Source organism: Amycolatopsis sp. NPDC051102 (assembly GCF_040682815.1).
GTDB lineage: Bacteria > Actinomycetota > Actinomycetes > Mycobacteriales > Pseudonocardiaceae > Amycolatopsis.
The window spans coordinates 163,586-185,340 of sequence record NZ_JBFBBT010000019.1 but is presented as its reverse complement, the minus strand read 5'-3'; the positions used below and the strand labels follow the sequence as shown (position 1 = coordinate 185,340).

At 70.4% G+C, this 21,755-nt stretch carries 23 protein-coding genes and 1 tRNA gene; 13 read left to right on the top strand and 11 right to left on the bottom strand.

Annotated features, from left to right (window positions below; genetic code table 11):
* Window positions 1-148 precede the first annotated feature (148 nt).
* Window positions 149-724 (bottom strand): hypothetical protein, encoded by a 576-nt coding sequence (locus AB0M93_RS37335; protein ID WP_364283008.1) that lies wholly within the window; start codon window positions 722-724, stop codon window positions 149-151.
* Window positions 725-888: 164 nt separating this feature from the next.
* Between AB0M93_RS37335 and AB0M93_RS37330 the strand changes: the two genes are divergently transcribed.
* The 3 genes from AB0M93_RS37330 (at window position 889) to AB0M93_RS37320 (ending at window position 5,348) form a co-directional block, all read left to right on the top strand.
* Complete coding sequence (locus tag AB0M93_RS37330; RefSeq protein WP_364283053.1) at window positions 889-2,700, top strand: NHL domain-containing thioredoxin family protein; 1,812 nt, start codon at window positions 889-891, stop codon at window positions 2,698-2,700.
* Between the two features lies 1 nt (window position 2,701).
* Window positions 2,702-3,034 (top strand): co-chaperone GroES, encoded by a 333-nt coding sequence (locus AB0M93_RS37325; protein ID WP_364283005.1) that lies wholly within the window; start codon window positions 2,702-2,704, stop codon window positions 3,032-3,034.
* A gap of 517 nt (window positions 3,035-3,551) precedes the next feature.
* Complete coding sequence (locus tag AB0M93_RS37320; RefSeq protein WP_364283050.1) at window positions 3,552-5,348, top strand: VanW family protein; 1,797 nt, start codon at window positions 3,552-3,554, stop codon at window positions 5,346-5,348.
* Window positions 5,349-5,352: 4 nt separating this feature from the next.
* Here AB0M93_RS37320 and AB0M93_RS37315 read toward each other — a convergent pair whose 3' ends face one another.
* The gene (locus AB0M93_RS37315; protein WP_364283048.1) at window positions 5,353-6,060 is read right to left on the bottom strand and encodes a leucine-rich repeat domain-containing protein; all 708 of its coding nucleotides are present in this window, start codon (window positions 6,058-6,060) and stop codon (window positions 5,353-5,355) included.
* The gene (locus AB0M93_RS37310; RefSeq protein ID WP_364283002.1) at window positions 6,057-6,896 is read right to left on the bottom strand and encodes a helix-turn-helix transcriptional regulator; all 840 of its coding nucleotides are present in this window, start codon (window positions 6,894-6,896) and stop codon (window positions 6,057-6,059) included. Before AB0M93_RS37310 ends, AB0M93_RS37315 begins: the two co-directional genes overlap by 4 nt.
* 110 nt (window positions 6,897-7,006) lie before the next feature.
* Between AB0M93_RS37310 and AB0M93_RS37305 the strand changes: the two genes are divergently transcribed.
* Window positions 7,007-8,422 (top strand): MFS transporter, encoded by a 1,416-nt coding sequence (locus AB0M93_RS37305; protein ID WP_364282999.1) that lies wholly within the window; start codon window positions 7,007-7,009, stop codon window positions 8,420-8,422.
* Window positions 8,423-8,483: 61 nt separating this feature from the next.
* Here AB0M93_RS37305 and AB0M93_RS37300 read toward each other — a convergent pair whose 3' ends face one another.
* The 4 genes from AB0M93_RS37300 to mug form a co-directional block, all read right to left on the bottom strand.
* Window positions 8,484-8,759 carry a GlsB/YeaQ/YmgE family stress response membrane protein gene (locus AB0M93_RS37300; protein WP_103353968.1) on the bottom strand — a complete coding sequence of 92 codons (276 nt, stop codon included), beginning with the start codon at window positions 8,757-8,759 and terminating at the stop codon, window positions 8,484-8,486.
* 139 nt (window positions 8,760-8,898) lie between these two features.
* Entirely contained in the window at window positions 8,899-10,734 is a 1,836-nt protein-coding gene (locus AB0M93_RS37295) for an acyl-CoA dehydrogenase (protein WP_364282996.1), read from the bottom strand.
* 139 nt (window positions 10,735-10,873) lie between these two features.
* Complete coding sequence (locus AB0M93_RS37290) at window positions 10,874-11,659, bottom strand: response regulator transcription factor (protein ID WP_364282993.1); 786 nt, start codon at window positions 11,657-11,659, stop codon at window positions 10,874-10,876.
* A 263-nt stretch (window positions 11,660-11,922) separates the two neighbouring features.
* Window positions 11,923-12,483: a G/U mismatch-specific DNA glycosylase gene (gene mug / locus AB0M93_RS37285; protein ID WP_364282990.1), complete on the bottom strand. Its 561-nt coding sequence runs from the start codon at window positions 12,481-12,483 to the stop codon at window positions 11,923-11,925.
* Window positions 12,484-12,651: 168 nt separating this feature from the next.
* Here mug and AB0M93_RS37280 point away from each other — a divergent pair, with 168 nt between their 5' ends.
* Both AB0M93_RS37280 and AB0M93_RS37275 read left to right on the top strand, forming a co-directional pair.
* Window positions 12,652-13,086, top strand: a complete 435-nt coding sequence (locus tag AB0M93_RS37280; protein ID WP_364282987.1) for a hypothetical protein — start codon at window positions 12,652-12,654, stop codon at window positions 13,084-13,086.
* A gap of 66 nt (window positions 13,087-13,152) precedes the next feature.
* Window positions 13,153-13,329: a hypothetical protein gene (locus AB0M93_RS37275; RefSeq protein WP_364282984.1), complete on the top strand. Its 177-nt coding sequence runs from the start codon at window positions 13,153-13,155 to the stop codon at window positions 13,327-13,329.
* Here AB0M93_RS37275 and AB0M93_RS37270 read toward each other — a convergent pair.
* Entirely contained in the window at window positions 13,270-13,896 is a 627-nt protein-coding gene (locus tag AB0M93_RS37270) for a VanZ family protein (RefSeq protein ID WP_364282981.1), read from the bottom strand. The genes AB0M93_RS37275 and AB0M93_RS37270 overlap by 60 nt on opposite strands.
* Before the next feature lie 372 nt (window positions 13,897-14,268).
* On the opposite strand from AB0M93_RS37270, the gene AB0M93_RS37265 reads away from it, so the two are divergent.
* The 4 genes from AB0M93_RS37265 to AB0M93_RS37250 all read left to right on the top strand — a co-directional run bounded on the left by AB0M93_RS37265 (window position 14,269) and on the right by AB0M93_RS37250 (window position 18,339).
* Window positions 14,269-15,348, top strand: coding sequence for a Gfo/Idh/MocA family oxidoreductase (locus AB0M93_RS37265; RefSeq protein WP_364282978.1), 1,080 nt, complete (start codon window positions 14,269-14,271; stop codon window positions 15,346-15,348).
* Between the two features lie 39 nt (window positions 15,349-15,387).
* Window positions 15,388-16,167 (top strand): alpha/beta fold hydrolase, encoded by a 780-nt coding sequence (locus tag AB0M93_RS37260; RefSeq protein ID WP_364282976.1) that lies wholly within the window; start codon window positions 15,388-15,390, stop codon window positions 16,165-16,167.
* A 116-nt stretch (window positions 16,168-16,283) separates the two neighbouring features.
* Entirely contained in the window at window positions 16,284-17,975 is a 1,692-nt protein-coding gene (locus tag AB0M93_RS37255) for a bifunctional metallophosphatase/5'-nucleotidase (RefSeq protein WP_364282973.1), read from the top strand.
* A 37-nt stretch (window positions 17,976-18,012) separates the two neighbouring features.
* Complete coding sequence (locus AB0M93_RS37250) at window positions 18,013-18,339, top strand: MmcQ/YjbR family DNA-binding protein (RefSeq protein WP_364282970.1); 327 nt, start codon at window positions 18,013-18,015, stop codon at window positions 18,337-18,339.
* Here AB0M93_RS37250 and AB0M93_RS37245 read toward each other — a convergent pair.
* Both AB0M93_RS37245 and AB0M93_RS37240 read right to left on the bottom strand, forming a co-directional pair.
* The gene (locus tag AB0M93_RS37245; protein WP_364282968.1) at window positions 18,329-18,865 is read right to left on the bottom strand and encodes a GNAT family protein; all 537 of its coding nucleotides are present in this window, start codon (window positions 18,863-18,865) and stop codon (window positions 18,329-18,331) included. The genes AB0M93_RS37250 and AB0M93_RS37245 overlap by 11 nt on opposite strands.
* Window positions 18,866-18,873: 8 nt before the next feature.
* Entirely contained in the window at window positions 18,874-19,251 is a 378-nt protein-coding gene (locus tag AB0M93_RS37240) for a nitroreductase family deazaflavin-dependent oxidoreductase (protein ID WP_364283045.1), read from the bottom strand.
* An 88-nt stretch (window positions 19,252-19,339) separates the two neighbouring features.
* On the opposite strand from AB0M93_RS37240, the gene AB0M93_RS37235 reads away from it, so the two are divergent.
* From AB0M93_RS37235 to AB0M93_RS37225, 3 genes are all read left to right on the top strand, one after another.
* Window positions 19,340-19,990, top strand: a complete 651-nt coding sequence (locus AB0M93_RS37235) for a hypothetical protein (protein WP_364282965.1) — start codon at window positions 19,340-19,342, stop codon at window positions 19,988-19,990.
* A gap of 96 nt (window positions 19,991-20,086) precedes the next feature.
* Window positions 20,087-20,437 carry a YciI family protein gene (locus AB0M93_RS37230; protein ID WP_364282962.1) on the top strand — a complete coding sequence of 117 codons (351 nt, stop codon included), beginning with the start codon at window positions 20,087-20,089 and terminating at the stop codon, window positions 20,435-20,437.
* Complete coding sequence (locus AB0M93_RS37225) at window positions 20,434-21,663, top strand: sigma-70 family RNA polymerase sigma factor (protein ID WP_364282960.1); 1,230 nt, start codon at window positions 20,434-20,436, stop codon at window positions 21,661-21,663. Before AB0M93_RS37230 ends, AB0M93_RS37225 begins: the two co-directional genes overlap by 4 nt.
* On the opposite strand, the gene AB0M93_RS37220 is transcribed toward AB0M93_RS37225, so the two are convergent.
* Window positions 21,655-21,725 (bottom strand) — tRNA-Gly (locus AB0M93_RS37220). The genes AB0M93_RS37225 and AB0M93_RS37220 overlap by 9 nt on opposite strands.
* Window positions 21,726-21,755 lie beyond the last annotated feature (30 nt).

Below are 21,755 nucleotides of genomic sequence, written 5' to 3'. Positions count from 1 at the left end.
AATCTTGCGCTGCTCTCTCGCGTTGCGCTGTGTGTTGCGGGCCCGGCTCAAAGTGATTTGACGGCCTCAGGCGACGGGATGACCACCCCGCTCCTCTATTGGGTCAAGGCAGCGACGTCCCTCGCCCGGCTGAAGCGGGCCGCGGAGGCTAGTCGATGAAGCGGGACCAGAACGGGATGTAGCGAGGGCCGTCCGGCGGCGCTGTGCTGATTCCGCCCGTCGCGAACTCGCGGTGCAGGTAATCCCGCAGGTCAGAGCCGTACACGATGATGTCCGTCTGGTACACCGACAGGACCGGGTAACCCACCGTGTCCGGCAGGCCGGGCAGGTACCGGTGCCCGCACACCGGCACCAGCTGTGGCACGTCGGCCAGGCGGCGGCGCGCTTCGCGGACCGCGTCCTCCGGGCCAACCGGGCGCGTGCCCCAGTCCGGGAGCCAGAAGCCGTTGTGCTCGACGTCGTACAGCACTCCGTCGACCGGCCATGCCAACCGTTTGCGCAGCTGTTCCGGGTTGCCGCAGCGCCAGTCGGGCCAGCGGTCGCCGATCGGGACGCCGGCTGACAGGAACGTGCGGTGGTCCGCCGCGAAGCGGAAGCCGAACCGGTGCTCGACGTCGTCGAGCTCGGTTTCGCTCAGTCCGGGACGCACGGGTTCCCGGAGGTTCTCCTGCAGGTGCCGCGCCTCCTCCGGAGTGAGGGCGCCGGCCGGTTGGACGGGGGTCATGGCCCGAGCCTAAGCGGCGGCTCACCCGCCCGCGCGTCCTTTTTCGTGCCGACCTGGGTGACCCTTAAGGGGTGAGTTTGTTCTCTCATCGGGCGCATCGCGGAACAGAGCGTGAACGCGTGTAGTTCACTCATGCCGTGACTTCTCCACGACCGCAGAGCCGCGTGCGCGCCCCCGAGCTGCGCGGCGACGTCTGGCTGAACACCGGCGGCCGCCCGATCACCCTCGCCGAGCTGCGCGGCCGCGTCGTCCTGCTGGACTTCTGGACCAGCGGCTGCATCAACTGCCTCCACGTGCTCGACGAGCTGCGTCCCCTGGAGGCCGAGTTCGCGGACGTGCTGGTCACGATCGGTGTCCACTCGCCGAAGTTCCTGCACGAGGGCGAGCGCGCCTCGATCGAGGCCGCGGTCCGCCGCTACGACGTGCACCACCCGGTCGTCAACGACCCGAAGATGGAGCTGTGGTCGCAGTACGCCGTCCGCGCGTGGCCGACGCTGGTGGTAATCGACCCCGAGGGGTACGTCGTGCACGTCGCCGCCGGCGAAGGGCACGAAGAGGCGCTTCGCCGCGTCATCGCCGACCTGGTCACGAAGCACGAAGCCAAGGGGACGCTGCGCCGCGGCGGCAGCCCGTACGTGCCGGTCGAGGAGCAGCCCGCCGAGCTGCGGTTCCCGAGCAAGGCCGTCGCGACGGCCGAGGGGCGCGTGCTGGTCGCCGACACCGGGCACCACGCGATCGTCGAGTTCGCTTCGGACGGCGAGACCGTCATCCGCCGCTTCGGCAGCGGGGCCCGCGGTGGCCAGGACGGCCCGTTCGACATCGCGACCTTCGCCGAGCCGTCGGGCATCGCGCTGCTGCCGTACGACGTCGCCGAGCGCGTCGGCTACCACGCCGTCGTCGCCGACACGGCCGGTCACCGGCTGCGTGGCCTCGACCTGATCACCGGCGAGGTGACGACGGTCGCCGGCACCGGCGCGCAGTGGCGCAGCGGGCCGGACTCCGGCAAGGGCGTCGAGGTCGACCTCACCAGCCCGTGGGACGTCGCCTGGTGGGGCCCGGCCGGCGGGGTCGTCGTCGCCATGGCGGGCAACCACACGCTCAGCGTCTTCGACCCGGTCGGCGGCACGATCCGCCGCTTCGCCGGGACGACCGTCGAAGGACTGCGCGACGGCGATGTCAGCGAAGCGTTCTTCGCGCAGACGTCCGGCCTCGCCGTCGACGGCGACAAGCTGTGGCTCGTCGACGCCGAGACGTCGGCGCTGCGCTGGCTCGAGCCCGACGGCGAGTCGTTCACCGTGCAGACGGCGATCGGCGTCGACCTCTTTTCGTTCGGCCACACCGACGGCCCGGCCGACGAGGCGCTGCTCCAGCACCCGCTGGGCTTGGCCGTGCTGCCCGGCGACAAGATCGCCATCGCCGACACCTACAACGGCGCGGTCCGCCGCTTCGACGTCTTCACCCGCCAGGTGACCACCATCGCCACCGGGCTCGCCGAGCCGCAGGGCCTGCTGCTGCACGACGGCGAGCTGCTGGTCGTCGAGTCGGCGGGCAACCGGATCGGCCCGCTGCCGGCCGCTGAGCCGACGGTCGTGGCCGGCGACGCGCACGCCGTGCGCCGCCCGCCGACGGTCCTGGCGCCGGGCGAAATCGACTTTTCGGTCGTGTTCACGGCGCCACCCGGCGAGAAGCTGGACGACCGCTTCGGCCCGTCGACGCGGCTGGAGATCAGCGCGTCACCGCCATCGCTGCTGGTCGACGGCGGCGGTACCGGCACGGACCTGAGCCGCAAGATCCGCCTCGCCGCGGGCGAAGGCGTGCTGCAGGTCGTCGCGCAGGCGGCGAGTTGCGATGACGGCGGCGAGCACCCGGCGTGCCGGATCACCCGGCAGGACTGGGGCGTGCCGGTGCGGCTCGAGAGCGGTGGCGCGAGTGAGTTGAGCTTGGTCATGGCCGGTGCGCCGCGGACTGCCGAGTAACATGCAGGCCGTGTCTGACGGGCCGAAACTCCAGATCCAGATGCTGCATGATCGCGTGCTCGTGCGGCTTTCGCCGGAAGAAGGGGAGCGCCGCAGCAGCGGCGGCATCGTGATCCCCGCGACGGCGCAGGTCGCGCGCCGGCTCGCCTGGGGTGATGTACTGGGCGTGGGCAACAGTGTGCGGAACGTCAAGACGGGCGACCGCGTGCTCTTCAACCCGGAGGACCAGCTCGAGGTCGAAATCCAGGGCGAAGGGCACCTGGTGATGCGCGAACGCGACATCCACGCGGTGGCGACCGAGCAGACCGAGCACGGGACGGGGCTGTACCTGTAGGTCGGGTCCCGCGGAAGGCAGGGGCGTGGCAGACGAAGAGGTGACCGAGCGCGCCGACGTGCGCGAACCCGGCCGCACGGACGCGTCGACCGGGCCCGCGGTCGTCGAAGGAACCCCGGCGGCCGAGGTGTGGCCCGACGCCCAGCCGGAGCTGCCGGCGGTGGAGCCGGTTAACGCCGCCGAGACCGCGCCGGAGTTGCCGAGGGCGGAGCCGGTGGGCGCTGCCGAGGCCGTGCCGGCGTTGCCGAGGGTGGAGCCGGTGGGTGCCGCCGAGACCGTGCCGGAGCTGCCGGTGGCCGACTCCGGAACCGTGGGTGGGCAGCTGGAGGCCGAGCCCGTCACCGAGGCTGTGCCCGCGGTCGAGACCGCAGCCGGGTTGTCGGTGGCTGATGCGGCGGATGCGCGGGCTGAGGTCGATCCGGTCACCGAGATCGTGCCCGCGGCCGAGGCGGGCGCCGCCGGCGGATTGCCGCCGGTCTGGCCGGCTGCGGAACCCGATGCTCCCGCCGGGACCGCCGTGGCCACCGATCTCTTCTCCGATGACCTGCTCGGCGAACTCCTCGAAGTCCCCGCCCCGCCTCCCGCTCCCGACACTCCCGCTCGGAAGCTGCGCAAGGGCGTGGCCCGGACCATGATGGCCATCGGGCTCGCGCTCGGCATCTTCGTCATCCTCTACGCCATCGATCTCGCCGTCTCGGCCGGTGATGTGCCGCGCGGGGTGACCGTCGCCGGGATCGATGTCGGCGGGCTCTCCCATGCCGAGGCCGAAGCCAAGCTGCGGAAGGAACTCGAGCCGCGGCTGACCCGGCCCGTCGTCGTCCACGGCGGGGATGTGCAGGCCGAACTGGTGCCCTCGCAGTCCGGGCTCGGGCTCGACTGGCCGAACACCCTCGGGCTCGCCGGGCACCAGCCGCTCAGCCCGATCACGCGGATCATGTCGTTCTTCACCAGCCGCGAGGTCGGGGTCGCCACGCGTACCGACCAGAACCGGATCGGCGACGCCCTGCGCGAGCTCGCCGAGGGCAGGCTGAACCACCCCGCCACCGAAGGCTCGGTCGGGTTCACGCCGATCGACGGCAGCGACGGCGGTGTCACGCCCTTCCCCATCCTGCCGCGGCAGGGCCAGCAGCTGACCGACGTCGCCGGCGCCGTGCACACCGTCACCGACCACTGGCTTGACCCGGGCGGGGTCACGCTCGCCATGGCGATCACGCCCGTGAAGGCGACCGCGGCCGGCGTGCAGGCCGCCTACCAGCAGATCGTCGTGCCCGCCGTCGCGAAGCTGGTCGTCGTGCACGGCGAGGGCAAGGACGTTCCGCTGAAGCCCGTGGCGATCGCGTCGTCGTTCCAGTTCGCCGCGGTCGAAGGCGGGGCCGTCGAGGTCCGGATCGACCAGGGCAAGCTGCAGGCCGCCCTGAAGGACGACCTCGCGAGCACCGAGACCGACGGCAAGGACGCGCAGATCGTCTTCAGCGGCGACCAGCCCACCGTCGAGCCGTCCGAGGACGCCCGCAAGGTCGACTGGGAGAAGACCTTCCTCCCCCTGATCGACGTGCTGAAGAAGACCGACAAGCGGGACCTCCCGGTCGTCTACAGCGCGTCGGCGCCCAGCGTGACCACCGACGCCGCCAGCGCGCTCGGCATCAAGGAGGTCATCGGCGAGTTCACCACCGGTGGCCTGGCCGGCCCGGCCGCGACGAACAACCGGACGCTGGCCGCCCGCGTGTCCGGCGCCATCGTCAAGCCCGGCGAGACCTTCAGCCTCGGTGGCCGCTCCGGACCGCGCACCGCGGACGCCGGCTACGTGCCGGCCCCGGTCGACGAGGACGGCACCGGCGCGGACGTCGTCGGTGGCGGCGTCTCCCAGCTGGCGTCCACTTTGTACAACGCCGCCTACCTCGCCGGGCTCGCCGACGCCGGTCACCTGGAGCACGACCACTACCTCGACCGCTACCCGGTGGGCCGCGACGCCAAGGCCGTCAACGCCGACGGCAGCCCCGTCGAGCTCAAGCTGACCAACGACACGGCGACCGGCATCGCCGTCCAGGCCACGGTGTCCGGCGACTCGGTGACCGTCCGGATCTGGGGCACCCGGCACTACCGCGTCGAGGGCCAGACCGGCGCGCAGACCCCCGGCGAACCACCCCCGATCCAGTTCGGCTCCGGTGGGAGCGGCCCGTGCCGGCCGTCGATCGGCTCGTCCGGGTTCAGCGTGACCGACACGCGCGTGCTCTACGACATCGCGAGCGGCACCGAGGTCAGGCGGACGTCGCACACGGCGACCTACGGTCCGCGTCCGACCGTTCTCTGTTGAGTTGTCAGCGAAGGACCATGCACCCCGCCTCCTCGAAGTCGCGCAGCCACGCCGGCTCCCGCAGCTGCTTGTTCCACCGGAGATCCAGTTTGTCCAGTTTGGACAGCCGGGCCAGCGACGCGGGCAGCGTCGTCAACGAGTTCTCGCGCAGATCCAGCTGACGCAGCTCACCCAGCAGGCCGATCGACGACGGCAGCGAAGTGAGCCGGTTGCCGCGCAGGTGCAGTTCCCGCAACGCGCTCAGCGCACCGATCGACTCCGGCAGCTCGGTCAGCTCGTTGCGGTAGAGCCGGAGTTCGCGCAGCGCCGCGAACCCCGAGAGGTCCGCGGGAAGCGCCGCGAGCCGGTTGTCCGTGCACCCCAGGTACCGCAGCTTCCCCAGCCGGCACCAGGCGTCCGGGAACTTCGTCAGCCGGTTGTCGCTGACGTACAGGTACTCGGTGAGCCCGGCCAGCTCGCCCACCTCGTCCGGCAGCGAATCGAACCGGTTGTGCGCCAGGTCGAGCGTGTGCAGCGACGTCAGCGCCGAAATCCCCGGCGGCAGCACGGAAATCCGGTTCGCCGCGAGGTTCAGCACGCGCAGCCCGGTCAGCGACCACAGCGACCCGGGCACCACCGAGATCGCGTTCTTGTACAGGTCGAGCTGGGTGACGTCGGGCGGCACCGAAGGCACCGACGTGAGCCCCTGACCGCTCAGATCCAGTGCCGTCACGACGACCGCCGGGTGCGTGACAGCAACGCCCACGTCGAAGCGTCGTCCGGAGTGGACACCTGGATCCGCAGGCCCGGCGCCTCCGACACGGCCAGCTCGGTCAGCCGGAAGTGCATCCGGCCCGCCCGCGGGTGCTCGAACTCCCGCAGCCGCGCCCGCGGCTCCGCCACCTCGTGCCGCGCCCACAGCGCGGCGAACTCGGGGCTCAGCGCGGACAGCCGCCGGATGTCCTCCTCCCACGACGGGTCACCGATGTGGCTGCCGTACTCGGCGCGCATCCGCGCGACCATGTGCGGCACCTCCTCGTCGTAGTTCAGCAGGAACCGCCGCGCGTTCGGCTCGGTCACGCAGCACCACAGCAGGTTCTTGTGCAGGCACGGCAGGCTGTGCCACTCCCAGAACAGGTCCTCCTGCGCCGCGTTCGACGCGAGGACGTCGAACCGGCCGTTGACCACGGTGGCCGGCAGCGGGTCGAGCGCGCGCAGCACCTCGCGCACCGCGTCCGGCACCTCCTCGACCGACGACGGCAGCCGCGACGGCGTCAGCTCCGCCAGCCGGTAGAGGTGCTCCCGCTCGGGGTGGTCCATCCGCAGCGTGCGCGCGACGGCGTCCAGCACCTGCGCGCTCGCGTTGATCGGCCGCCCCTGTTCGAGCCACGTGTACCAGGTGACGCCGACGCCGGCGAGCAGCGCGACCTCCTCGCGCCGCAGCCCGCTGGTGCGACGCCGCACGCCGGGCGGCAGCCCGACCTCGGCCGGGCCGATCCGCGCCCGGCACGCCTTGAGGAACTGGCCGAGTTCCTCCCGGCGGCTGGTGTGGACCTGCGTTGACGTCATACCGACATGGTGCCCGAGGGGTACGACAATTTCGGGAAAAGCTGGTGTTCCCAGTACCAGCATCAGCAGGCTCTCTCCGGGAAGCACCGAAGAACCCCAAGGTCAGAGGCATGACACTGACCACACCTGCCCCGGCCACCCCGGACGGGGCCGCCCGGCCGGACCGGCGGCCGTGGTTCATGCTGGCCGTCCTGCTGCTCGGCCAGTTCATGGCGCTGCTCGACGTCACCGTCGTGAACGTCGCCATGACCGACATCCGCACCGACCTGCACGCGTCCGGCGCCGCGCTACAGCTCGTCGTTTCCGGCTACACCGTGGGCTACGCGATGTTGCTGATCACCGGCGCCCGGCTCGGCGAGCTGTTCGGACGCCGGCGCCTGTTCGTCACCGGTGTCGTCGCCTTCACCGTCTGCTCGCTGCTCTGCGGATTTGCGCCGGACGCGGTGACGCTGATCGTCGCGCGGATCGCCCAGGGCGCCGGCGCCGCGCTGATGATGCCGCAGGTCATCAGCGTCATCCAGGCGCAGTTCACCGGCCCGGCGCGGGCTAGGGCGCTCAGCGCGTACACCGCCGTCATCTCCGTCGCGTTCGTGGCAGGCCAGGTCCTCGGCGGGGTGCTCGTCGGCGCGGACCTCTTCGGCGCGGGCTGGCGGCCGATCTTCCTGGTGAACGTGCCGATCGGCGTGGTCGTGGCCGTGCTCGCCCTGCGGCTCGTCCCCGGCGGCGCGGCGAAGGCGGGCCGCCGGCTCGACCTCGCCGGTCTCGCCATCGCCGTGCCCGCGGTGGTGCTCGTCGTGCTGCCGCTGGTCCTCGGGCACGAAACCGGCTGGCCCGCGTGGACGTTCGGTTCGCTCGCGGCGGGTCTGCTGCTCGCCGTGCTGTTCGTGGTCGTGGAACGCCGCGTGCGCGATCCGCTGGTCAACCTGAGCGTCCTCAAGGTCCGCGGAGTCGCACCGGGCCTGGCCGCGCTGGCCACCGGCGTGGCGTCGTACGGCGGTTTCCTCTTCTGCGTGGCGCTGCACCTGCAGGCGGGTCTCGGGGAGACGGCGCTGGCGGCCGGGTTGACCATGGCGCCCGGCGGCGTGGTCTTCGGCATCTGCGGTTTCTTCTGGCACAAGCTGCCCGAACGCATCCACGCGGCGCTCACGCCGTCCGGTTACGTCGGGTCGGCGATCGCGTACGCGCTGCTGGGGCTGAGCCTGCAGGACGGCAGCAAGGGCGGCGCGCTGTTCTTCGCCGCGCTCGTGCTGTTCGGCCTGTCCATGGGCCTGGCGTTCGGGTCGCTGATGGCGCACGCCCTCACCCACGTCCCGCTCGCCAGCGCGGCGGACGCCAGCGGCCTGCTCACGACGACGTTGCAGCTGGGCCAGGTCGTGGGGGTGGCGACCTTCGGGAGCCTGTTCCTGACGCTCGCCGGCGGGTCGTCGGCCCACGCCATCACCACGACGATGACCTGCGCGGCGGCGCTGCTGCTGGCCGGGACCGGGTTCGCCGTCGCGCTGGCCCGCGCCTCGGCCCGGCGGTAGACACGGAAAAGCCCGGCCGGTTCACCCGTGGGTGAACCGGCCGGGCCGGATCCTGGAGGGGTTACCTGGTTACACCACGACGGCCGTAGGCGCCCGCGGCGATGCTGACACCGATCGCGGCCAGGACGACCTGGGTGAGGATCTCCAGCCAGTCGATGCCGTTGGTGTCCGCGTACCCGAGACCGCGCGCGATGGCCGTGCCGATGAAGGCGGCGATGATACCGATCACGATGGTCAGCCAGATCGGGATGTTCTGCTTGCCGGGAGCGAGCAGCCGGCCCAGAACGCCGATGATCAGCCCGACGATGATGGCGCTGATGATGCCGGCGACAGTCATCACTATCTCCTCTCGGTGATCGCGGGTCCGGCCACTCGGTCCCGCGACTCTCGGAGACGGAATGCCCCGGCGGTATGCCCTCGAAACGCCGGAAGGGCCCCTTCCGGGTGGGAAGGGGCCCTTCGGCGCAACGCGTTGATCAGAACGCGGCTTCGTCCAGTTCCATGAGCGCGTTGTCGGCGGCCTCCACGATGGCGCGGCGGGCGGTCAGCTCCGGCAGCACCTGCTTCGCGAAGAACGAGGCCACGGCGATCTTGCCCTCGTAGAACGGGACGTCCTTGGCGGACGCGCCCGCGTCGAGCTTGCCGATCGCGACCTCGGCGTGCTTGAGCAGCTGCCAGCCGATGAGCAGGTCGCCGACCGACATCAGCAGGCGGACCGTGTGCTGGCCCACCTTGTTGATGCTCTGCGGGTCCTCTTGCGACGCGGTCAGGTAGCCGATCAGCGAGCCGAGCATGCCCTGGGTGTCCTCGAGGGCCTGCTTGAGCAGCGCACGCTCGTTCTTGAGCCGGCCGTTGCCCGCCTCGGACTCGATGAACTTCGAGATCTCACCGGCCACGTACGCGAGCGACTGGCCCTTGTCGCGGACGATCTTCCGGAAGAAGAAGTCCAGCGACTGGATGGCCGTGGTGCCCTCGTACAGCGAGTCGATCTTGGCGTCGCGAATGTACTGCTCGATGGGGTAGTCCTGCAGGAAGCCGGACCCGCCCAGCGTCTGCAGCGACTGCACGAGCTGCTCGGTGGCGCGCTCGGAGCCGACACCCTTGACGATCGGCAGCAGCAGGTCGTTGACGCCGTGCGCGAGCTTCTGGTCGCCTTCGCCGGTCCACAGCTGGTCCTGGAAGGACGCCGTGTAGAGGTACACCGCGCGGAGACCCTCGGCGTACGCCTTCTGCAGCATCAGCGAGCGGCGGACGTCCGGGTGGTGGGTGATGGTGACGCGCGGGGCGGCCTTGTTCAGCATGTTCGGCAGGTCGGCGCCCTGGACGCGCTCCTTGGCGTACTCGAGGGCGTTGAGGTAACCCGTCGACAGCGTCGCGATGGCCTTCGTGCCGACCATCATCCGGGCGTACTCGATGACCTGGAACATCTGCGCGATGCCGTCGTGGACCTCGCCGAGCAGCCAGCCCTTGGCCGGGGTGCCGTGCTGGCCGAAGGTCAGCTCGCACGTCGTCGAGGCCTTGATGCCCATCTTGTGCTCGACGTTGGTGACGAAGGCGCCGTTGCGCTCGCCCAGCTCACCGGTCTTGGAGTCGAAGTGGAACTTCGGCACGAGGAACAGCGACAGGCCCTTGGTGCCCGGCTTGGTCTCGATGCCGGGACCCTCGGGACGGGCGAGCACCAGGTGCATGATGTTTTCGCTCATGTCGTGCTCGGCCGAGGTGATGAACCGCTTCACGCCGTCGATGTGCCAGGAGCCGTCCTCCTGCTGGGTAGCCTTGGTGCGGCCCGCGCCGACGTCGGAGCCGGCGTCCGGCTCGGTCAGCACCATCGTGGCGCCCCAGGCCCGGTCGATCATGATCTGGGCCCAGTGCTTCTGCTCTTCGGTGCCGTTCTTGTTCACGATCATGGCGAAGTTGGGGCCCGCCATGTACATGAACAGCGGGGCGTTGGCGCCGAGGATGAGCTCGGACGCGGCCCACTGCACGGTGGGCGGGAGACCGAAGCCGCCGAGGTCGTTGGTCAGGCCGAGGCGCCACCACTCGCCGTCCAGGAGCTGCTGGTAGCTCTTCTTGAACGACTCGGGGATCTTCACGCTGAACGTCTTCGGGTCGTACACCGGCGGGTTGCGGTCCGCGTCGGCGAAGGACTCGGCGAGCGGGCCGGTCGCGAGCTTGTTCAGCTCGGACAGCACACCGCGCGCGGTCTCTTCGTCGGATTCGGCGAGCACACCCTTGCCAAGGCGCTCCTGCACGCCGAGTACCTCGAAGAGGTTGAACTCCAGGTCTCGGACGTTGCTCTTGTAGTGGCCCATGTCGTCACTCCAATGTGTTCGGCTCCCCGGCCGGGCACATGTTCGCCTTACTCGCCGGTAACTTCAGGATATTACCTGCGGGTAACCAGAGCAAGCAGATCCGCACTTCCGAGTGCGGAAAATCCGCCGGTTTCCGGGGTCAACGCTGGCCGGGGAGTGCCGTTGTGTCCGCAGTCACCGGCAGGTGGCCGTCCTCGGCCCGGGCGATCAGGATCCCGCTGCGGAAGGCGATTGTCACGGCGTGTGTCCGGTCCCGGGCCGAAAGCTTGCGCAGGATGCTCTTCACGTGGGTCCGGACCGTCTCGACGGACAGGAAAAGCAGCTTCGCGATCGCCGAGTTCTCGAGTCCCTCGGCGACCAGCTGCAGCACCTGGTACTCGCGCCGGGACAGCGGCATCCCGCCACGCGGCGCCGGCGGGCTGTCGTGGGCGAGGTCGCCCTTCGGGGCGGACGCGCGCTTCGGCCGGGCGGTGAGGGCGGCCAGCGCCGGGTCGATGTAACGGCGTTCGGTGTGTGCCCGGCGGATCGCTTCGGCGAGCCGCCGTGAATCGATCGACCGCGGCACGATCGCGTGCGCGCCGGCGGCGATCGCGGCCGCGAGGTACTGCTGCGTGCGGTTCGCGTCGCGGATCAGGGTGACGAGGATCAGCGCCGGGTCACCGGCGTTGAGCAGCTTGGTCAGGTGGCAGTTCGGGTCGAGCGCCGAGTCGAGCACGACGACGTCGGGCTTCACCTGCTCGCACAGCTGCAGCGCGGCGTGGTGGCTGGCGGCCTGGCCGGCCCAGTGCAGCCCCTGGCTGCGGTGGACGAGCGCGGCGAGGCCGTCGCGGAAGATCGGGACGGGGTCGACGACCGCCACGCCGAGGCTGCGCCCGCCGGCTCCGGCCGGCCCGCTGGGCCTGCGGCTGGGCTCGATGCCGTGCATCGTGGGCCTCCGTCTCTGCGCCGTCGCTCCTGGGGACACCTCCCGGCATCCGTCCGGTCCCCCCTGCCGGGACCGGGCCAAAAGTGACTCCTCCTGTTGGTACGAGTCGCGATTGCGCAGCTCATGACGCCAATTCCCCCTCATGGCCCAACCTGCAGGTCACAGCAAACTGTGGGTAGAAGACGATCTTGCAGACTTGGCTCGGCTGGACGGGACGGGACCTGAAGGGGCAGTCGGCGCTACTGAGGGTGGCTCGTGGTCGTTCAACGATTTCGACAGTCTTCGGATGCGGCCCGCAGCCGCCCGAACTCGGCGGCCAGCCCGGCCGGCGTCCAGTGCGCGTTGAGCCCGCTCGGGTTCGGCAGCACCCACACGCGGGTGTCCCCGATCCGGTGCTCCTGCGGCCCGACGCGCGCCTTCGGGAAGCCGAACGCGGTCCGGTACGCGGTGATCCCGACGACGGCCAGCCAGCGCGGACGGTACTGGAGAACCTTCGCGACGAGGAGTTTCCCGCCTTCACGCAGCTCGTCGTCGGACAGTTCGTCGGCGCGAGCCGTGGTCCGCGCGACGACGTTCGTGATGCCGAGCTTGAGGTCGAGGAGTTCGTGCTGCTCGCTGGGGGCGTAGCGGCGTGGGGTGAAGCCGCCGTTGTGCAGGGCCGGCCAGAAGCGGTTGCCGGGGCGGGCGAAGTGCTGGCCCAGTGCGCCGGAGTAGAGGCCGGGGTTGATGCCGCAGAAGAGGACGTCGAGGCCGGGCGCGATGACGTCCTGGATGGTCGTGTTATGCGCTGCGGCCAGCTGGTCCTTTGTGGGTCGGGTGTTCACCTGTCCAGTTTCGGGCACGCTCGGGTTCGGCGCGGTGGCTCGCCGGTCCACAGGTCTTCGCCGATGTGGACAACCCGGGTCTGGGCTCGGCGATTCGGCGGTTTCGTCGGGGGGTGCCGATACGCTGGAAGCGGGGCCGGCCCCCAGGGAGGGCGGGGGGTGCTTTGGGTGAGGTCTGGGCTGGGCCGGCACATGCCGGCCGGGCCGGCGGCGGCCGGCTATCCGATGCCGAGCTCCGGCATGCTGGGCGTGACCGAGCTGGATGCGGACCGGCGAGCGATGCTCGCCGCCGCGCGGCGGCACCTCGCCCCGGACGGGCAGCTGATCGTCGAGTGGTATCCGCCCGCGTGGTTCGACGCCGCCGCGTCCGGCCAGGGTGGCCGGCTCGGCGAGGTGGCGATCGAGCTGGCCGACGTTGTCCGCGACGGCGATCTCCTCTCGGCGACCGTCCACTACGCCGCACGCGGGCGGCGGTGGCACCAGGAGTTCACCTGCCGCCGCCTGGACCTCGACGGCCTCCTGACCTCGGCTGACTTCGCCTTCGACCGCCGGCTCACCCCCGACCGCGCCTGGTTCTCCGTCCGTCCCCGTCGCATGGGGTAGCGGATTCACCACGAACCTGCGTAACCTGTGTGATCTCCCGCACAGCGCCGTACCGAGGAGGATTTCGTGCAGCTTCCGATCGTCTTCGGGCTGGTTGCGCTGGTCCTCGCCGTTGCCGCGCTCGTGGTCGTCCTGGAAGACCGGCGGGCCGCCAAGCGGGCCGCGCTGCAGCGGAAAGCCCGGTTAGCGCGTCTTGGCGAGGTCGACCCGCTCGCGCCGGGCCGGCTGCACGTGGACCGGTGAACGCAGGACCGTCAGCAGCAGCGCGCCGAACACCCAGCCGACGCCGGCGCCGGCCGTGTTGTTCATGAGGTCGTCGACGTCGAAGATGCGGTAGACGTGCGGTGCCGTGCCGAAGTTGGCCGTGACCTGCATGATCTCGATGAACAGTGACGCCGTGAAGCCGATCAGGGTCGTGCCGGTCAGGCCGCGGCGCCAGAGGATCCGCGCGAACACGCCCAGCGGGACGAACAGCAGCACGTTCAAGCACGCCTGCTGGAACGTCTGCGTCGTGAACCAGTCCCCGCCGTGCTTGAGCAGCTCCGTGTGGATGTCGGTGATCCACTGGAACGGGTGCAGCTGCACCGTCTGCGTCAGCCGGCGGGTGCCCGGCCCCGGCAGCGGCAGGAGGACGACCGCGAGCGTCATGCAGCCGTAGAGCAGCACCGCCGCCGTCGTGGCGATGCCGCGCAGGCGCAGGCCGCCGTGGCGGGCGAGCTGGGTGATCAGCTGCGGCACCAGGACCACGACCCACAGCGCGAGAAACCCGATGAAGCCGTACTGCAGGGCTGTGACCTGTGCGTTCGTCATGCCACCGACGGTATGGATCTTGCCGCCGGTGCCGCTTCGGTCGATGAGCCGCGCGGTCCGGACGCCCATCGGCCACTTGGCCGACCCGCCGCCGGGCCGATCGGTCAGTCGTCGTCGCGGTCCTCGCCGCGCTCGGCATGCCAGGCGCTGAACACCGTGCCCCCGATGAGCAGCACCACGACGGCCAGCACGATGAGGACGACCTCGATGCCCATCTTTCCCCCACATGTCGGAACGTCCGCCACATCGGTGCCGCCGGACCGGGTGTTACCGAAGTCATGCCGGCGTAACCGGTTGCTGCTTGCGCCGACCCGGGAATGACCACGACGCTCGGCACGTCGAAGTCTTGTGCGGGGAACGAAAGGAACGCTCATGGCACCGGTCCGGGTGGGCATCGTCGGGCTCAGCGCGAACGGCGGCTGGGCCGCGACCGCGCACGTGCCCGCGCTGGCCGCGGTGGACGGCTACGAACTCCGGGCGCTCAGCGGCAGCAACGCGGAGTCGGCCCGGGTGGCCGGGGAGAAGTACGGCGTGCCGCTGACCTTCGGCGACGCCGGGGAGCTGGCCCGGCACCCGGAGGTCGACCTCGTGGTGGTCGCCGTGAAGGTGTCCGAGCACCGGGCGCTCATCGAGCCCGCGCTGGCCGCGGGCAAGCAGGTGCTGAGCGAGTGGCCGCTGGGCGTCAGCCTGGCCGAAACCGAGGCGCTGGCCGAAGCCGCTCGCGGGAAGACGACAGCCGTCGGCCTGCAGGGGCGGTCCGCGCCCGCGTTGCGCTACCTGCGTGACCTCATCAAGGACGGCTACGTCGGCCGGGTGCTTTCGACGTCGCTGATCGCTTCGGGTGCCAACTGGGGGCCGAGCGTGCGCGCCGGCCGGGACTACCAGCTGCACCCCGAGGGCGGGGCGACGATGCTGACCATCCCGTTCGCGCACACCGTCGACGCGCTGGCCATGGTCCTCGGCGGCTTCACCGGACTCTCGGCGACGATGGCGACGGTCCGGCCGAGGGTGCGCGACGAGGTCACCGGCGAGTCCGTCGAGATGACCGCGCCGGACCAGATCGCCGTCACCGGCGTGCTGACCGGGGGCGCGGTCGCGTCGCTGCACCTGCGCGGCGGGACGTCGCCGGCCACGAACTTCCACTGGGAGATCAACGGCACCGAAGGCACGCTGGTCGTCGAGGCCGCGGACCCGCTGTTCTGGATCGCGAAGCTGACGTTGCGCGGCAGCCGGACCGGCACGCTCGAGAAGCTGACCGTCCCCGCGCGGTACGAGCTGCCGCAGCTGGCCGGCCGCAGCGCCGAGCCGTCGTACAACGTCGCGCACGCCTACGCGCGGCACCTCAAGGGCGACCTGCCCGACTTCGCACACGCTCTGCGCGTGCACCGCGTGCTCGACGCCGTCCAGCGGTCGGCCGACAGCGGCACCCGGGTGGAGCCGGACGCAGAGTAACTGTTACTTCCAGTCGTAGGTTTCCGCTACTCTTGGGCCATGGACGACGTTGTCTATGACCGCGCCGGCCACGGCGAACCGCTGGTGCTGATCCACGGCATCGGCCACCGCCGTCAGGCGTGGGCGCCGGTGTTCCCGCTGCTCACGCCCCACCGTGACGTCATCGCCGTCGACCTGCCCGGCTTCGGTGAGTCGCCCGAGCCGTCCGGCGGGTACGGCATCGAGCCGGCGCTGGTGATGTTCAAGGAGCTGTTCACCGACCTCGGGCTCGACCGGCCGCACGTCGCCGGCAACTCGCTCGGCGGCCTGCTGTCGCTGGCGCTCGGGCAGGCCGGCCTGGTCCGCAGCGTCACGGCGTTGTCGCCGGCCGGGCTGTGGAACCGGCGTCAGAAGCTCTACGCGATCGCCACGCTCCGGGCGCACCGCTCTCTCGCCCAGCGCACCCCGCCGCACGTCGTGCGCCGCATCGCCGCGACGGCCGCCGGGCGGCGCGCGCTGACCGGGATGATCGTCGGGCGGCCCGAGCGGCAGACACCCGACGCCGTCGTCGAGGACGCTCGCGCGCTCGCCACCGCGCCCGGCTTCGAACCCACCGCCGCCCAGTCGCGCGGGGACTTCCGCTTCACCGGCCCGGTCACCGGCGTCCCGGTGACCGTCGCGTGGGCCGAGCGGGACCGGATCCTCGCCCGGCCGCGCGTCGCCGACCTGCGGAAAGTCGCGCCGCACGGGGTGTTCCGGCTGCTGCCCGGCTGCGGGCACGTGCCGATGAACGACGACCCGGAACTCGTGGCGCGCGTGCTGCTCGACGGAAGCCGTTAGGTGACATTCGCTTTACGGCCGTCTTTTGCCCCTGGTAGGTGACCGGTTCACCAGGCAGAATCCTCCGCCGTGCGCCCGTTCGGGGACCCTGGGCGCGAATCGGAGGAAGAACACTCATGAGGCTTTCGACCCGGCTCGCGGTGTTCGCCGCGGCCGCGCTGGCTACGACGGCGGTGACCACCGCACCCGCGTCCGCGGGCCAGCGCCCGGACCCCACGACCGACGTCCGGATCATCGGGTTCAACGACCTGCACGGCAACCTGGAGCCGCCGTCCGGTTCCAGCGGGCGCGTGGTGCAGTCGGACGGGACCACTGTGGACGCCGGCGGGGCCGCTTACCTGGCCACGCACGTGAAGCAGCTGCGGGCGCAGGTGCGCAACTCGTTCGTCGTGTCCGCCGGGGACAACATCGGCGCGTCGCCGCTGACCTCGGCGCTGTTCCACGACGAGCCGACCATCGACTTCCTGAACATGCTCGGCGTCAACGCGTCCGTCGTCGGCAACCACGAGTTCGACGAGGGCTACAAGGAACTGCAGCGCATGCAGTTCGGCGGCTGCCACCCGACGGACGGCTGCCAGTTCCAGCCGACGTTCGACGGGGCGAAGTTCCCGTTCCTCGGGTCCAATGTGTACTTCACCAACGGCCTGCCCGCGCTGTTGCCGTTCACCGTGAAGTTCGAGGGCGGCGTCCCGGTCGGCGTCATCGGCGCCACCCTGAAGGACTTGCCGACCGTCGTCACCCCCGAGGCCATCAAGGGCCTGAAGTTCGGCGACGAGGTCGAGGCGATCAACCGGACCGCGAACCTGCTCGACTACTTCGGCGTCAAAGCCCAGGTCGTGCTGATGCACCAGGGTGACGGCACCGAGGTCGAAGGCCCGAACGACTGCAAGCTGCGCCCCGGCCCGGCCGCCGCGATCGCCGCCGCGGTGACGCCGAAGGTCGACGCCTTCTTCACCGGGCACAGCCACCAGCAGTACAACTGCGTGATCAACGACCCGGCGGGCCAGCCGCGGCCGGTCATCCAGGGCTCGTCGTTCGGCAGGCTGCTGTCGGTGGTGGACCTGAAGATCAGCCTGAAGACCCGCGACGTCGTGCGGTCGCAGACCAAGGCGTTCAACGAGATCGTCACCCGCACGGTCACGCCGGACCCGGTCGTGGCCGCGCTGGTCGCCGACGCCAAGACCAAGTCCGCGCCGATCGCGAACCGCCAGGTCGGCACCATCACCGCCGACCTGCCGGCGGCGGGCAACGCGGCCGGTGAGTCGCCGCTCGGCGACGTCATCGCCGACGCGCAGCTCGCGGGCACGCAGTCGAACAACGCGGTCGTCGCGATCACCAACCCGGGCGGCATCCGCGCCGACCTGACGTACAAGTCGTCGCCGAACGGCGAGGGCGACGGCGTGGTGACCTACGGCGAGGCGTTCACGGTCCAGCCGTTCTCGAACATCATGCAGACGATCACGCTGACCGGCGCGAACCTGAAGAACGTGCTGGAACAGCAGTGGACCGCGAGCGGCACGAAGATCCTGCAGATCTCGAGCTCGCTGCACTACTCGTACTCGGCGGCCGCGCCGATCGGCTCGCGCGTCTCGAACATCACGGTGAACGGCACGCCGGTCGACCCGGCGGCGACGTTCCGCGTGTCGGTGAACAACTTCCTCGCCGCCGGCGGGGACGGCTTCACCGAGTTCACCAAGGGCACGAACCTGGCCGGCGGACCGGTGGACCTGGACGCGCTGGTCGCGTACCTGGGTGCGCACCCGAACCTGGCCCCGCCCGCGGCGGACCGGATCACCCGCCTGCCGTAGCTCCGCTTTTCCAAGCCACCGGGTCGACAATGGACCCATGACGACCTGGGAAGACGTCGTGCGCCTCGCCTCCGGGCTACCGGAGGTGGAGGTGTCGACGTGGTATCGGACGCCCGCGCTGAAGGTGGCGGGCAAGGGATTCGCGCGGCTGCGCACCGAGGCCGAAGGCGGCCTGGTGGTGCTGTGCGGGCACGACGAGAAGGCCGCGTTGCTGGATTCCGGCGACGCGGCCTTCTTCACGACCCCGCACTACGACGGGTACGGCTCGATCATCGTGGACCTCGAGCGGGTGGACGTCGATCAGCTGCGCGAGCTGCTCGAAGACGCGTGGCGGCTGAAGGCGCCGCGGCGGCTCACCACTTGAGCTCGCCCTTCAGCATGCTCATCAGAATCATGTCGTGGCGCTTGCCGTCGAGGCCGACGAACGCCTCGCGGTGCCGGCCCTCCTCGACGAACCCGATCTTGCGGTAGACGTGCCGGGCGACCTCGTTCTCGGCGACGACCCACAGCGTGATCTGGTGCAGCCGCATGTTGTCGAAGCCGTACCGGCACATCAGGCGCAGCGCCTCGGTGCCGTAGCCGCCACCCGCGCGGTATTCGGCGTCGCCGATGTAGACGTCCAGGTAGGCCTCGCCGACTTCGGGCTCGGCGTCACGCAGGTCGATGATGCCGATGAGCTTCCGATCGGCCTTGGCCTCGATGCCGAGGACGACTTTCTCGTAGGTGTTGACCGCGCGTTCTTCGCAGCGTTTGCGCACCTGGGCCAGCGAAAGGGGGTGCTCGTTCTGCATCCAGCGGCCGACCTCGGGGTCGATCACGAACGGGTGAATCCGTTCGGCGTCCTCCGGTTCGAGTGCCCGCAGCCGGACGAGCTCCCCCTCGAGCAGCATTGCTCCCCCTAGTCCCGCTTCAGCAGCAGGAAGTCGTGGACGTTCAGCAGGCCGAGGAACTGGCGCACCGGTACCGGCATCGCTCGGCGCGACTCATCATGCACGAGTTCGGGCGAGTGCACGCGGTAATTTTTCCGCTGGGTGATGATGGTGCAACTCTCCGCGGCCAGCACGTTCTTGACCCAGTCCGTGTCGGGACCGTAGGTGAGGGCGACGACGAACCCGTCGCCGGTGCGGAAGACGTTCAACGGCGTCCGGTACTCCCGGCCCGACTTCCGTCCCTTGTGGACGAGCAGGCCGAACCCGGGGGCCCAGCCGACCACGTGCTTGTTGATCCGGTTCGTCACCACGCGGTTGAACCGGGCGAGTCCCTTGGGCAGCACCATGGACGTCATGATATCAACAATCGATGAATTAACCGATCGGGTGACCCCGGCTCCCGCCGGGTGGCGCGCCGATGGTGGGATATGGCGCATGTCGACCGAATGGCCGCTGCGCCAGGACCCGGAAGGGCCGGTCATCATCGCGCTGGCCCTGGTGAACGACCCCGACGCGCTGGGTTTCGTCGTGCTGGACGACGAGGACGACTGGTTCATCAGCGACGGCACCGAGCTGTCCGACGACGTGCTGGTCAACCGCGAGAGCTTCGGCAAGCTGTCGCTGCGCGAAGCCTTCGAACTGCTGCCGCAGCTGGGCGCGCTGGCGGGCCTCCCGACGGGGATGGCCGCCGACTGGGACCCCGAGCGCCGCACGTGGCTGCTGTCCTCGGTGACCGGCTCCGACGACGAAGACGAGGACGTCCGGCTGCTCGCGCAGCGCCGCGCGGCCTGGGAGTACGAGGGCTCGCCGGACGACGAGGCCCAGATCAGCACCGGTCTCACCGAGATCCCGACGGGTCCGCAGCAGCCGGTGCGCGCGGTCCGCCAGGTGGTCCGCGAGCAGGACGGCACCTGGTTGTTCGTCGGCTTCGAGGTCCCCGAGGCGGAGGACTTCGAGGTCGAGGGCCTGGAGCTGGAGCACGTCGCGAACCTGTACCCGGACGTCCGCACGGTGCTGAAGGCCGCGCCCGGCCAGGTGTACGACCGCGCGACGCCGGACAGCGAGTGGGAGCTCGTCGAAGGCTGAAAATTCCGGGGGCCGTTGTCCCGGGGCGGGTCCGCCCGTTCGTCCTTACAGTGAGAGCCGGCGATCGGCGCCGGCCAGGACCTGTGAGGAGCAGCCATGCCCCAGTACGCCGCGATCATCTACGCCTCCGACGTCGACCCGACCCAGCCCGAGGCCGTCGACATGATGAAGGACTACGACGAGTTCGGAGCCGGCGCGGCCGCGGTGATCCGCGGCGGCGCGGCGCTGTACCCGACGGCGACCGCGACGACGGTCCGCGTCACCGGAGGTAAGGGCGGCGACATCGTCACGAGTGACGGCCCGTACGCGGAGACGAAGGAAGCCCTCACCGGCTTCTACCTGCTCGAATGCGCGGACCTCGACGAAGCCGTCAAGGTGGCGGCCCGCATCCCGGGCGCCTGGGACGGCGCGATCGAAGTCCGGCCGGTCGTCGACTTCGGCAAGTGACCGGCGCCGGGGACGCGGTCGCGCGGCTGGTCCGGGACGAGGGCACCCGGGTACTGGCCACGCTGGTCCGCGTCACCGGAAGCGTCGACCTGGCCGAAGACGCGGTGCAGGACGCCGTCGTGCGCGCGCTGGAGACGTGGCCGCGCGACGGCGTTCCGGGCAATCCCCGCGGCTGGCTGCTGGTCGCGGCCCGCCGCCGCGCGGTGGACGTGATCCGCCGCGAAGCGAAACGCCTGGGGAAGGAGGCGGTCGCGATGCCGGCGATCGACCCGTCCCCCGACCCGCTGTCGGTCCGCGACGACCTGCTGCGGCTGGTGTTCACGTGCTGCCACCCGGCGTTGTCGCTGGACGCCCAGGTGGCGCTGGCGCTTCGGACGCTGGGCGGTTTGTCGACCGCGGAAGTCGCGCGCGCCTTGTTGGTGCCCGAAGCGACGATGGCGAAGCGCCTGACGCGCGCGAAGCAGAAGATCGCTCAGGCACGGATCCCGTTCCGGGTGCCGTCGGCCGAGGAGCTCCCCGCGCGTTTGGCCGGCGTGGCGTCGACGGTGTATCTGATCTTCAACGAGGGCTACACGGGCCGCGTCACCCTTGTCGACGAGGGCGTCCGCTTGGCCCGGTTGCTGGCATCGTTGATGCCGGACGAGCCGACGGCGTTGGGGTTGCTGGCGTTGGTGTTGTTGCAGGACGCCCGCCGCCCGGCACGCTGTCTCCCGGACGGCTCGCCGGCGTTGCTCTCGGTGCAGGATCGGTCGATGTGGGACGCATCGCTGATCAAGGAAGGCATCGAGCTGGTGGGCCGTGGTTTGCGCCGGACACCATCGGTGCCGAACGCGTACGTGGTCCAGGCGGCGATAGCGGCGTGCCACGACCTGTCACCGTCGTACGCGGAGACTCAGTGGGACGCGGTGATCTCCTGGTACGACGTGCTGTTGACGGTCGCGGACACTCCGGTGGTCCGGTTGAACCGCGCGGCGGCGGTGGCGGAACGGGATGGGGCTGCGGCGGGATTGGCGCTGGTCGATGCGTTGCCGGGGTTGGCGGATTACCCGTGGTGGCACGCTTCGCGGGCGGAGTTGTTGCACCGCTTGGGTTCGGCGTCGGCTGTTGATGCGTTGGCGCTTGCGGAGGAAACCGGTTTGCCTGCTGCCCATGTGGCGCATTTGCGGGGCAGAATAGAAAGCGAAAACCCCGGACACAATGCCCGGGGTTTCGGTGAGAGCGGATGACGGGAATCGAACCCGCGTATTCAGCTTGGGAAGCTGATGTTCTACCATTGAACTACATCCGCAGTGCGTCGCCAGCATACACGGCACCGTGA